Source organism: Stutzerimonas nitrititolerans (assembly GCF_003696285.1).
GTDB classification, from domain to species: Bacteria; Pseudomonadota; Gammaproteobacteria; order Pseudomonadales; family Pseudomonadaceae; genus Stutzerimonas; species Stutzerimonas nitrititolerans.
In genome coordinates, this window is record NZ_RFFL01000013.1 from 107046 (window position 1) to 119775 (window position 12730).

At 64.3% G+C, this 12730-nt stretch carries 10 protein-coding genes; all 10 read left to right on the forward strand.

Annotated elements, in window-relative coordinates:
- Positions 1-140 precede the first annotated feature (140 nt).
- Complete coding sequence (locus EA795_RS16395) at positions 141-1553, forward strand: sigma-54-dependent transcriptional regulator (RefSeq protein ID WP_065983537.1); 1413 nt, start codon at positions 141-143, stop codon at positions 1551-1553.
- A gap of 651 nt (positions 1554-2204) precedes the next feature.
- Positions 2205-3605, forward strand: coding sequence for a polynucleotide adenylyltransferase PcnB (locus tag EA795_RS16400; protein WP_058074075.1), 1401 nt, complete (start codon positions 2205-2207; stop codon positions 3603-3605).
- 4 nt (positions 3606-3609) lie between these two features.
- Entirely contained in the window at positions 3610-4095 is a 486-nt protein-coding gene (gene folK / locus EA795_RS16405; protein ID WP_014853900.1) for a 2-amino-4-hydroxy-6-hydroxymethyldihydropteridine diphosphokinase, read from the forward strand.
- 190 nt (positions 4096-4285) lie between these two features.
- The gene (panB, locus tag EA795_RS16410) at positions 4286-5086 is read left to right on the forward strand and encodes a 3-methyl-2-oxobutanoate hydroxymethyltransferase (RefSeq protein ID WP_014853901.1); all 801 of its coding nucleotides are present in this window, start codon (positions 4286-4288) and stop codon (positions 5084-5086) included.
- Positions 5083-5940 carry a pantoate--beta-alanine ligase gene (gene panC / locus EA795_RS16415; RefSeq protein WP_014853902.1) on the forward strand — a complete coding sequence of 286 codons (858 nt, stop codon included), beginning with the start codon at positions 5083-5085 and terminating at the stop codon, positions 5938-5940. The genes panB and panC overlap by 4 nt, the downstream gene beginning before the upstream one ends.
- 91 nt (positions 5941-6031) lie before the next feature.
- Positions 6032-6412 (forward strand): aspartate 1-decarboxylase, encoded by a 381-nt coding sequence (gene panD, locus EA795_RS16420; protein ID WP_014853903.1) that lies wholly within the window; start codon positions 6032-6034, stop codon positions 6410-6412.
- Between the two features lie 325 nt (positions 6413-6737).
- Positions 6738-8402, forward strand: coding sequence for a glucose-6-phosphate isomerase (pgi, locus tag EA795_RS16425; RefSeq protein WP_014853904.1), 1665 nt, complete (start codon positions 6738-6740; stop codon positions 8400-8402).
- A 146-nt stretch (positions 8403-8548) separates the two neighbouring features.
- Positions 8549-9424, forward strand: a complete 876-nt coding sequence (locus EA795_RS16430; protein ID WP_014853905.1) for an oxygenase MpaB family protein — start codon at positions 8549-8551, stop codon at positions 9422-9424.
- Between the two features lie 93 nt (positions 9425-9517).
- Positions 9518-12421, forward strand: a complete 2904-nt coding sequence (locus EA795_RS16435; protein WP_122078430.1) for a DUF748 domain-containing protein — start codon at positions 9518-9520, stop codon at positions 12419-12421.
- Between the two features lies 1 nt (position 12422).
- Positions 12423-12719 carry a DUF2845 domain-containing protein gene (locus EA795_RS16440; protein WP_014853907.1) on the forward strand — a complete coding sequence of 99 codons (297 nt, stop codon included), beginning with the start codon at positions 12423-12425 and terminating at the stop codon, positions 12717-12719.
- Positions 12720-12730: the final 11 nt, after the last annotated feature.

Consider the following 12730-nt stretch of genomic DNA (forward strand, 5'->3'; position numbering starts at 1 on the left):
AAATCTGCCCAAAGCAAGCCGTTGCATAACGGCGAACGGCCTGACGGCAGCGACATCTCGAGTGCTTGCACTGTCGCAGCCGGTCAGCGCCGCCGCCGGCAACGGCCCGTAGCCGCCTCCAGACCGTCGAGAGAGTTCTGATGCCACATATTCTGATCGTCGAAGACGAAACCATCATCCGCTCCGCCTTGCGCCGACTGCTCGAGCGCAACCAGTACGAAGTGAGTGAAGCCGGTTCGGTACAGGAAGCCCAGGAACGCTTCAGCATTCCGGGTTTCGACCTCATCGTCAGCGACCTTCGGCTACCCGGCGCCCCCGGAACCGAGCTGATCAAGCTGGCCACAGGCGTACCGGTGCTGATCATGACCAGTTATGCGAGCCTGCGCTCGGCCGTCGACTCGATGAAGATGGGCGCCGTGGACTACATCGCCAAGCCCTTCGACCACGATGAAATGCTGCAGACCGTCGCGCGCATCCTGGGCGACCGCGAGCAGGCTCGCAGCGCCCCTGCGCAGAGCGGTACCGGCCAGCCAGGGGCCGCAGCGCAGAACACAGCCAACGGAGAGATCGGCATCATCGGCCACTGCGCGCCCATGCAGGATCTGTTCGGCAAGATCCGCAAGGTGGCGCCGACCGACTCCAATGTGCTCATCCAGGGTGAGTCCGGTACCGGCAAGGAACTGGTCGCCCGCGCCCTGCACAATCTTTCGCAGCGCGCCAAGGCGCCGATGATTTCCGTCAACTGCGCAGCGATCCCCGAGACGCTGATCGAATCCGAGCTCTTCGGACACGAGAAAGGCGCCTTCACCGGCGCCAGTGCCGGCCGCGCCGGGCTGGTGGAGGCCGCGGACGGTGGCACGCTGTTTCTCGACGAGATCGGCGAATTGCCGCTGGAAGCCCAGGCCCGGCTGTTGCGCGTACTGCAGGAAGGCGAGATCCGGCGAGTCGGCTCGACCCAGTCGCAGAAGGTCGACGTCCGCCTGGTCGCCGCGACGCACCGCGACCTGAAGACACTGGCCAAGCTCGGCGACTTCCGTGAAGACCTTTATTACCGCCTGCACGTCATTGCGCTCAAACTGCCGCCGCTGCGTGAGCGCGGCAACGATATCCTGGAAATCGCTAAGGCCTTTCTGGCGCGCCAATGCGCACGCATGGGCACCGAGACCATGTACTTTTCCCGGGAAGCCGAGCAGGCCATTCGTCATTACCCCTGGCCCGGTAACGTGCGGGAGCTGGAGAACGCCATCGAGCGGGCCGCGATCCTCAGCGAGAGCCCGGAGATCGATGCGGAACTGCTGGGCATCGACATCGAGCTCAGCGAGCTCGACGAGGATTTCGATGCGCCCTGCGCGCCGCTCGGCACCGGCAGCAACAACGAACCGACCGAAGATCTGTCGCTGGAGGACTACTTCCAGCATTTCGTGCTCGAGCATCAGGACCACATGACCGAAACCGAGCTGGCCCGCAAACTCGGGATCAGTCGCAAGTGCCTGTGGGAACGCCGGCAGCGCCTGGGTATCCCGCGCCGCAAATCCAGCACCACAACCGGGTAGCGCTTGTTACCCCGGCACATGCGCCGTAACAAAAACCGGGTTCATCGGTAACGGAACCCGGTTTTTTCTACCTGCCGCCAGCACTCAAAAATCATAACCCCTTGATATTGCTATATTTTCAAAAACTGGCACGGCAACTGCTTTATATCTGGCACAACAACAATAACAAGCAGACCCACAATAAGAACAAAACGTACCGACTCCAGCAGAACAACGACAAGAAGGCGGAGGCGTAGCTAACTGATTCTTTTGGAGAGGACTTGCCAAACGGGGTTCGCCCCACAGCCAGGCCGAGAACAACAAAACTGCTCAAGCAGTACCCGAACTGGATGGATCTACGGATGATGGCAACTCAGCGACCAAAGCAATCCGTTTGCTTTTGGCTCCCGGCGTAGGAGCAACCCCCAAAGGCCATGGCTGGAGGGAACGAGCGATCCAACAAAAACAATACGCTCGGAAATACTAATAACAACAAAGCACGCGACAATATTTTAAAGGGGAGCTTCGGCTCCCCTAGTGCTTTGTGGCCCGTCGCAATTTTTGACAGCTTTTCGTGCTTCGTTCACCATCCCCGCTTCCCGGTGCTAGAATCCACGCTCGTTCGTGGTCATTCGCCACTTCGCCCCGTCATTTCGCCACACAGTGCTCCCCATGCTGAAAAAGCTGTTCCAGTCTTTTCGTTCTCCTCTGCGCCGCTTCCCGCATCCCCGTCGCACTCCCGAAATACTGTCCAGCCGGCAGCACGCCCTGCGCCGCAACGAGATCAGCCGCCACGCGGTCAGCGTCGTCGAGCGCCTTCAGCAGGCAGGGTATGAAGCCTATGTGGTCGGCGGCTGCGTTCGCGACCTGCTGCTGGAACTCACGCCCAAGGACTATGACGTCGCCACCAGCGCCACGCCGGAGCAGGTGCGCGCCGAGTTCCGCAATGCGCGCGTCATCGGCCGGCGCTTCAAGCTGGTCCACGTGCATTTCGGTCGCGAGATCATCGAAGTCGCCACCTTCCGCGCCAACCATCCGGAAGAGGACGACGATGACGCCAGCCACCTGGCCTCGCGCAACGAAAGCGGGCGGATCCTGCGTGACAACGTCTACGGCACCCTGGAAGACGATGCCCAGCGGCGCGACTTCACCATCAACGCGCTGTATTACGACCCCTCCAGCGAGCGCATCCATGACCATACCCATGGCATGCAGGATATTCGCAATCGGCAGATACGCCTGATCGGCAACCCCGAGCAGCGTTACCAGGAAGACCCGGTGCGGATGCTGCGTGCGGTGCGCTTCGCCGCCAAGCTCGACTTCGACATCGAAAGGCACAGCGCCGAACCCATTCCCGAACTGGCCGACCTGCTCGACGGCATCCCCTCGGCACGACTGTTCGACGAAACACTCAAGCTGTTCCTCGGCGGCAAGGCCGAGCGCACCTTCGAGCTGCTGCTCGAATACGACCTCTTCGCACCGCTGTTCCCGGCCAGTGCCGAAGCCCTGGAAGAGGATCCCGACTATGCCGGCACGCTGATCCGCAACGCCCTGGCCAACACCGACCTGCGGATCGCCCAGGGCAAGCCCGTTACCCCGGCGTTCCTGTTCGCCGCGCTGCTGTGGCCCGCGTTACCGGCACGGGTAGCGGAAGTCCAGGCGCGGGGGCTGCCCCCGATCCCGGCCATGCAGGAAGCGGCCCACGACCTGATCTGGGAACAGTGCCAGCGCACGGCGATCCCCAAGCGCTTCACCATGCCCATGCGGGAAATCTGGGACATGCAGGAGCGCCTGCCGCGCCGGCAGGGTCGCCGTGCCGATCAACTGCTGGAAAACCCTCGCTTCCGCGCCGGCTACGACTTCCTCCTGCTGCGCGAGAGCGCCGGCGAGCAGACCGATGGCCTGGGCGAGTGGTGGACCGAATACCAGGAAGCCAACGACAGCGAGCGACGCAGCATGATTCGCGAGCTGAGCAACAAGGACCAGCCTGGTGGCGCCCCACGCAAGCGCCGCCGCAGTGGCGGGCGCCGCAAGCGCGGTGCCGGTGAAGGCTCCTCGGCTGCGAGCGAGTAACACCATGGAGCGCGTCTACATCGGCCTTGGCAGCAACCTTGCCGAACCGCAGAAACAGCTGCGCACGGCGCTGCTGGCGCTGGACAATATTCCAGCAACGCAGCTGGTAGCCGTCTCCTCCTTCTATTCCAGCGACCCGCTGGGACCCGCGGACCAGCCGCGCTATGTGAATGCCGTCGCGGCACTGGATACAACCCTGCCGCCACTGCAGTTGCTCGACGCCCTGCAAGCCATCGAACTGGACCAAGGCCGCGAGCGCAAGGCCGAGCGCTGGGGACCGCGTAGCCTGGATCTGGACATCCTGCTGTTCGGCGACCGGCTGATCGACGAACCGCGGCTCCAGGTCCCGCACTACCACCTGCACGCACGCGCCTTCGTGCTCTATCCGCTGGCCGAACTGGCCCCGCCTGACCTGCTGCTGGCCGACGGCAGGCGACTCGACGCGCTGCTGGCCGCCTGTCCGTTCGAAGGCCTGCAGCGCCTGGACTGAGCGGACGACGACGTCCAGAGCCCTGGTACCCATCGGGTAACAAGCGTTACCACGAGGTAACACTCGCGATTGACTTAGCGTGCCGCCATCGGGACTATAAGCGCCCTCTGCCGGTACGCACCGAACCAGGCATGGCGTCCTTTCGGTTCCGGCAACTCCGCTCCCTCAGAGCCTCGAAGAGGACGGCATCATGTCAGATGTAACCCTGACCACCTTGCGTGGCCTCAAGCAGAAAGGCGAGAAGATCGCCATGCTCACCTGCTACGACGCCACCTTCGCCAAGACGGCCAGCGAAGCCGGCGTCGAGATGCTGCTGATCGGCGACTCCCTGGGCATGGTTCTGCAAGGGCACGACAGTACCCTGCCGGTAACGGTCGCCGAGATGGCCTATCACACCGCCTGCGTCAAGCGCGGCAACCGGGGCGCGATGATCGTCGCCGACCTGCCCTTCATGGCCAACGCCACCACCGAACAGACGCTGCAAAACTCGGCCATCCTGATGCAGGCGGGCGCCAACGTCATCAAGGTCGAGGGGACGGCCTGGCTGGCCGAGTCCATCACCCTGCTGGCCGAACGCGGCATTCCCGTGTGCGCGCACATGGGCCTGACCCCGCAGGCGGTGAACGTCTTCGGCGGCTACAAGGTCCAGGGGCGCGGTGAGGCCAAGGCGCAGCAGATGGTCGAAGATGCCCGGGCGCTGGAAGCGGCCGGCGCGGCAATGCTGCTGCTCGAATGCGTGCCCAGCGAACTGGCCGCACGCATCACCCAGGCGGTCGAGATTCCGGTGATCGGCATCGGTGCCGGCAGTGACACCGATGGCCAGGTGCTGGTCATGCACGACATGCTGGGCCTCTCGCTGAGCGGCCGGGCGCCGAAGTTCGTGAAGAACTTCATGGCCGAGCATGGCGACATCGCCAAGGCGTTCGGTGCCTATGTCGCCGCCGTCAAGGCAGGCGAATTCCCGGCCGCCGAACATGGTTTTTCCGCATGAATGTGGTCAGGACCATCGCCGACCTGCGTGCCGCCGTGACCCGCGCGCGCGGTGAAGGCAAGCGCGTCGGCTTCGTGCCCACCATGGGCAACCTGCACGACGGGCATATCGCACTGGTGAGGAAGGCCGGCCAGCGCGCCGATTTCGTCGTCGCCAGCATCTTCGTCAACCCGCTGCAGTTCGGGCCCAACGAAGACCTGGCCAGCTATCCGCGCACGCTTGCCGCCGACCAGGACAAGCTCTTCGAGGCCGGCTGCCACCTGCTGTTCGCACCGACCGTGGAAGAGATGTATCCCAGCGGCCAGACGCTGCAGACCATCGTCAGCGTTCCGGGCGTCTCCGAGGGACTCTGTGGCGGCAGCCGTCCGGGCCATTTCGATGGTGTCTCCACCATAGTCACCAAGCTGTTCAACATGGTGCTGCCGGATCTGGCGGTGTTCGGCGAGAAGGATTTCCAGCAGCTGGCAGTGATCCGCACCATGGTGCGCGATCTGAACATGCCGGTGCAGATCATCGGCGAGCCCATCGTGCGTGCCGAGGACGGCCTGGCGCTGTCCTCGCGCAACGGCTATCTCAGCGCCGACGAACGCGCCACCGCGCCCGTGCTGTACCGCACGCTGAGCCAACTGGCGCAACGGGTACGCGGCGGCGAACGCGACTACCCCGCCCTGCTCACCGAAGGCGAGAACGCGTTGCGCACCGCCGGACTGCGGCCGGACTACCTGGAAGCACGTGACGCCCTGACGCTGCAGCCGGCCACGGAGCAAACGACCCAGGTGGTCATCCTCGCCGCGGCATTTCTCGGCAAGACGCGTCTGATCGATAACCTGCTGGTCGAGACCGGCACCCACTGACCCATTGCCACAACTGCCCGGCCGGCGTCCTTGATCAGCCCTGCCGGTTCGGGCACACTCTGCGCCGCTTGCGCACCCGGAGGACCCCGCCATGCACGCCATCATGCTCAAGGCCAAACTGCACCGCGCCCAGGTGACCCACTCGGTGCTGGATTACGAAGGCTCCTGCGCCATCGACGGCGACTGGCTGGACCTGGCCGGCATTCGTGAGTACGAACAGATTCAGATCTACAACGTCGACAACGGCGAGCGCTTCACCACCTACGCCATCCGCGGCGAGGAAGGCTCGAAGATCATCTCGGTCAACGGCGCCGCCGCGCACAAGGCCGGCGTTGGCCATCGCCTGATCATCTGCGCCTACGCCCATTACAGCGAAGCTGATTTGGCCAGCTTCAAGCCCCACGTCCTTTATATGGGCGCCGACGGCGAACTCAGCCACACCAGCAATGCGATTCCGGTTCAGGTTGCCTGAACCCTCGAGCGACACATGAAGCCCGCAACCCTGCAAAGGTTGCGGGTTTTTTTATGCTTTTGGTATTGGCCGCTGCCCTGCAAACCTGCAATCTTCCTCCTTGTTCCGCAGGGACCGCCGCAACGAACACGACAGCCTTCGGAACGCCGCGCCGTTTTCCCAGTCAGACCACTCGCTGCGAGACGGGAACCGAGATCGCCTCGTGGCAGCGCAGCGGCGATATCGCTGCGGCGAGGGACAGAACGTCAGCGCGCCCGCATGATCGAATGACTGCCCAAACATCGCATTGCCGACAGTCCGCCAAGCAAAGGAAGCCGCAATCAACATGAGCTACTACGAGACCCCGATCGACAGCACTCGCCTATCGTCCTGGAAGGCACTGGAAGAACATCGCCTGAGCATGCAGAACTTCAACATGCGCTCGGCCTTCCAGGCGGACCCGGATCGCTTCAAGGACCTCTCGGTGGCCTGCTGTGGATTGTTCCTGGACTACTCGAAGAACCTGATCACCACCGGAACCCGCACGCTGCTGGTCAACCTGGCCCGGGAAGCGGGCGTGGAACAGGCCGCGCGGGCGATGTTCGAGGGCGAACGGATCAACGCCTCGGAGAACCGGCCGGTGCTGCATACCGCCCTGCGCCGTCCGATGGGCGACTGCGTGATGGTCGATGGACAGAACATCATGCGCGACGTGCACACCGCCCTGGCGCAGATGACCGATTTCGTCACGCGTATCCATAACAACCTCTGGCGCGGCTTCAGCGACAAGACCATCACCGACGTGGTGAACATCGGCATCGGCGGTTCCTTCCTCGGCCCGCAGCTGGTTTCCGAAGCCCTGCTGCCGTTCACCCAGCATGGCGTGCGCACCCACTACCTGGCCAACATCGACGGCAGCGAGTTTCGCGAAGTGACCGCCAAGCTGAACGTCGAAACCACGCTGTTCATCATTTCCAGCAAGACCTTCGGCACGCTCGAAACCCTGAAGAACGCTCAGGCCGCCCGCGACTGGTACCTGGGCAAGGGCGGCACCGAGGAGAAGCTCTACCGCCACTTCGTCGCGGTGACCAGCAACCGCCAGGCGGCCGTCGAGTTCGGCATTCGCGAGAAGAACATCTTCCCCATGTGGGACTGGGTCGGCGGGCGCTACTCGCTGTGGTCGGCTATCGGCCTGCCCATCGCCCTGGCCATCGGCATGTCCAACTTCAAGGACCTGCTGTCCGGCGCCTACAGCATGGACCAGCATTTCCTCAACGAACCCTTCGAGAGCAACATGCCGGTGCTGCTGGCCATGCTCGGCGTCTGGTACCACAACTTCTGGGGTGCGCAGAGCTACGCCTTCCTGCCCTACGACCATTACCTGCGCAACTTCGTCAAACACCTGCAGCAGATGGACATGGAGTCCAACGGCAAGAGCGTCCGCCAGGACGGCCTGCCGGTATCCTGCACCACCGGCCCAGTGATCTGGGGCGGTGTCGGCGCCAACGGCCAGCATGCCTATCACCAGCTGCTGCACCAGGGCACGCCGTTGATTCCGGCCGATTTCATCGTGCCGGTGGTCAGCCACAACCCGGTGGCCGATCACCAGGAATGGCTCTACGCCAACTGCCTGTCGCAGAGCCAGGCGCTGATGCTCGGCAAGACCCGGGAAGAAGCCGAAGCCGAACTGCGTGCCAAGGGGCTGGCCGAAGCCGAGGTCGAGCGCCTGGCGCCGCACAAGGTGATTCCCGGCAACCGTCCGAGCAATACGCTGGTGATGGAAACCATCAGCCCCGGCCGCCTCGGCGCGCTGATCGCTCTCTACGAGCACAAGGTGTTCGTGCAAGGCGTGATCTGGGGTATCAACTCGTTCGATCAGTGGGGCGTCGAGCTCGGCAAGGATCTGGGCAAGGCCGTCTATGGTCAGATGACCAGCTTCGACGCGCCACCAGCCGAGGATGCCTCCACCCAGGGCCTGATCGACTTCTTCCGCGGGCGCCATCGCGGCTGAGGAATGGGCGGCGGACAGCAATCCCTTCGCTGTCCGCTGCCTCGATTGACGACAGACTCCACCTGGGCGATCGGCGCCCTGGATTCGTCCCCCTTCTGCCTGGGTTACCATGCTGGCTTCATCAGCCCGCACATGCACCGCGCCCCATGGAATTCATTCGCAGCCGAATCGAAACCCAGGTCATGAGCCTCACAGGCCTGGCCATCGGCGGCATCGACTACGAGAACCCGCCCGGCGATCCGGGGCTGTTCGGCCCGGGCTCGGCGTGCTGGCGGGTCCACGGCGACTTCACCTCGATGCTGGTAGGCGGCATCTCGGCGCTGCTGCTGCAGGCACTGCATCCGTTGGCGCTGGCGGGGGTCTGGGATCATTCGAATTTTCGTGACGACCTGCTCGGGCGCCTGCGTCGCACCGGTCAGTTCATCTCGGGAACCACCTTCGGCAACCGCGAGGATGCCGAGCGACTGCTCGAACGGGTTCGGCAGATTCATCTGAAGGTCACCGGCCAGACCGCCGATGGCCGCCCCTATGCCGCCTATGATCCGGACCTGCTGACCTGGGTGCATGTGGCCGAGGTCAGCAGCTTTCTCAAGGCGCACCTGCGCTATCTCGATCCAGCGTTGCCCGGCAGCGAGCAGGATCGCTATTACGCCGAAGTCGCACTGATCGCCGAACGCCTCGGGGCCCGCGACGTACCGCGCTCCCGGCAGCAGGTTCTGGACTACTTTGCCGCCGTACGGCCGCAGCTGCGCTGCGACGAACGCTCGCGGGAAATACTTCGCGTGCTGCGTGGCGCTCCCGCGCCCAGCGCGCTGGCCCGGCCTTTCGGCGCCCTGATGATGCAGGCCGGTATCGAGTTGCTGCCCGATTGGGCCAGCGCCCTGTTCGAACTGCAGCCGGGCCCATGCCAGCGACAGCTGATCCGGTTCGGCGTACGGCAAACCGCGCCGCTGCTGCGCTGGGCGGTCCGCAACGGTTCGGCCCACCGCGCCCGTCGGCGCGTGGGGCAGCCGGCTCGATGAGGCTGGCCGCCGTACCGGAGCACAGCGCACACTGAGGAACCGGATTCTCATGCCATACTCCAAGCCACTCAATCGCCTGGAACTGAATACAGCATGCCCAACGGAGTGAAGCGCGCGCTCATCGGCACGATGACCGCCCTGGTCTGCTATAGCCTGCTTGGCTTCCTGATCCTGCCTGGCGTCGCCCAGCGCATAGCCAATCAGCAGCTCGCCCAGTACGCCACGGTGCCGGCCAGCCTGGAGCGCCTCGAGTTCAATCCCTTCAGCCTCGAACTGACCCTGTTCAACCTTCGCCTCGGCGAGCCGGGCGCGGAACAGCTGGGCTTCGAGCGGCTCTACCTGAACCTGCAATGGAGCAGCCTCTGGCGTCGCACGCTGCACCTGGCTGATGTCGAGCTGGACAGGCTGCAAAGCGAAGTGCGCTTCGACGAAAACGGCACGCTCAACCTGAGCCAGCTGTTCGCCCTCCCTGAATCCGAGGAAGCCCCGGAAGAGGCCGAAACCGAGCCTTTCGCATTGCGCGTGGACCGCCTGCAGCTGACCGATGGGGCCCTGCACTTCGAGGACCGGCGCCCGCAAGAGCCGATCGACATGCGCCTGGATGCGCTCAGCTTCGAGCTGCTCAACTTCGCCACGCGGGCCGAAGATGCCGCCGATGCCGTGCTGGTGGCCAACGGACCGAACGGTGCCCGGCTCGAATGGCAGGGCCAGATCGGCCTGGCGCCCATTGCCTCTACCGGCCAGTTGAAGGTCAGCAATCTGGATCTGGCTACCTTCTGGCCCTATGTCCGCGAGGCGGCGCCGCTGGCCTTGCGCAACGGCCGGCTCGGCTTCAGCAGCGAGTATCGGCTCGATCTGAGCGAAGGCACGGCGCTGGTGCTGGAGAACATCGAAGCTGCGCTCTCCCCGCTCGATATCGACAGCCTCGACGGCGAACCCCTGCTGCGCCTGGCGCAGCTGCAAATCAGCCAGACCTCGCTGGACCTAGCCAAGCAGCAGATCGTCGTCGGCCAGGTGCGCAGCCACAAGCTGGAAAGCTGGGTGGCGCGCGAGCGCGACGGCGAACTGAACTGGCAGAAGCTCTTCGCCGCCCAGCCCGCGGACACAGCACCCACGACCGCCGATCAACCAGCGGCCGAAACCGAAGCGACCGACAACGGCCAACCCTGGCAGGTGCTGCTGAACGACGTGCAACTACGCGAATACCAGCTTCATCTGACCGACCGCGTACCCGAAACCGAGGTGGCGCTGGAACTCGGGCCGCTCGAACTCGACCTGCAGGATTTCGACAGCCTCGGGACCTCGCCCTTCCAGCTGGAGCTCGCGACGGGCATCGGTCGACAGGGCTCGCTGCAGGCCAAGGGGCAGCTGCAACTGGAGCCGGCCAGCGGCACCCTGGCCGTACAGACCAGAGACATCGACCTGCGGATCGCACAGGCCTATCTGAGCCCCTTCATCCATCTGGAACTGCGCAGCGGCTTGCTGAGCAGCGACCTTGACGTGGCGCTGACCAGCAGCGAGCCCCTGGCTTTCGAGGTGAACGGTGCCGCCGAGATCACCCAGCTGCACACCCTGGACACCATCAAGAATCGCGACCTCCTCAAATGGCAGCGACTGCAACTGGAGGGCTTGAAGTACAACCATCCCGAGCGGCTGACGATTGGCTCCATCGCGCTGCAGCAGCCTTATGCGCGCTTCATCATCAACCCCGACCTGTCCACCAACGTCAATGACCTGCTGATCGACCAGCCACAAGGCCAGAGCACCAGCCAGCCCCCCGAGGCGAGCGAAACGTCCGAGCCGCTGGCCATACGCATCGGCGGAATCAAGATCGACGATGGCTCGGCCAACTTCGCCGACCTGAGCCTCACGCCGCCGTTCATCACCGCCGTGCAGGAACTCAACGGCGCCATCGGCACGCTGGACAACCAGCAGCAGGCGGCCGCCTCGGTAGACATCAAGGGCAAGGTCGATCGCTACGCACCGGTCAGCATCGTGGGCAGCCTGATGCCCTTCGACCCCATGCAGAGCCTGGACATCGCCACTCGCTTCAAGCAGGTCGAACTCACCACCCTGTCACCTTATTCGAGCAAGTTCGCCGGCTACCGCATCCGCAAGGGACGGCTCGATCTGGATCTGCACTACCGCATCCAGCAGGGGCAATTGAATGCCGAGAACAAGGTGGTGCTCGAACAGTTGCAGCTCGGCGAGAAGGTCGACAGCCCAGACGCCGTCGACCTGCCGGTCCGCCTGGCCGTCGCCCTGCTCAAGGACACCAAGGGCACCATCTCCATCGAGCTGCCGGTACAGGGCAACCTCGACGACCCGCAGTTCAGCGTGATGCCGATCGTCTGGCAGACACTGCGCAATCTGGTACTGCGCGCTGCTCAGGCGCCGTTCAAGTTCATCGGCGGCCTGGTCGGCGGCAGCCAGGAAGACCTCAGTCAGGTAGCCTTCCGCCCCGGCACCAGCGAGCTCGACGCTCCGGCCCGCAGCGCACTGGATACCCTGGTCGCGGCGCTCGGCGAGCGACCGGCCCTTCGCCTGGAAGTGGAAGGCATGAGCGCGCCGAGGATGGATGGCCCGCTGCTGGCCGAACAGCGCCTGGAGCAGGAGTACCAGAGCACCTGGTACAGCATCCTGCAGCGTCGTGGCGACAAGGTCCCCGCCTCCGCCCGCGAGCTGGTCGTACCCGAGGACGACAAGGCCGTGCTGCTCGAAGGCATCTACCGGAGCCGCCTCAAGCGGCAGCCGCCAGCCGAATGGCGCGAGCTGGAAGACGAGGAGCGCGCCGCCCGTATGCGCAGCGCGATGATCGAGCACTGGAGCGACAACACCTCGCTGCTTCGGCGACTGGCACAACAGCGCGCCAGCAGCATCAAGGATTACCTGGTGGAGCAGGGTCTTGCCGACCAGCGCGTGTACCTGCTCGACACCGGCACCACCGAAGCGGAAGATGACCGGGTCTCGACAGTGCTGCACCTGGGAGCCGAGTAGCATGAACCTCAGACACCTTGCCTCGAGTTGCGCCCTCGGCCTGTGCTGCCTGGCGGCGCAGGCCGATACCATGCGCTGTGGCAGCAACCTGGTCAGCAGCGGGGACCGCGGCTTCGAGGTGGAACGCAAGTGCGGCCCGCCTGTGCACCGGGATGTGGTGGGTTACGCGCTGGGTCGCAACGACCGCCACGAGTTCATGCTCGAGGAGTGGGTCTACGGACCGAACAATGGCATGCTCAGCATCCTCATCTTCGAGGGTAATCGGCTCAAGCGTATCGAAACGCGCCGCAGCCGCTGAGTGAAAGGAAT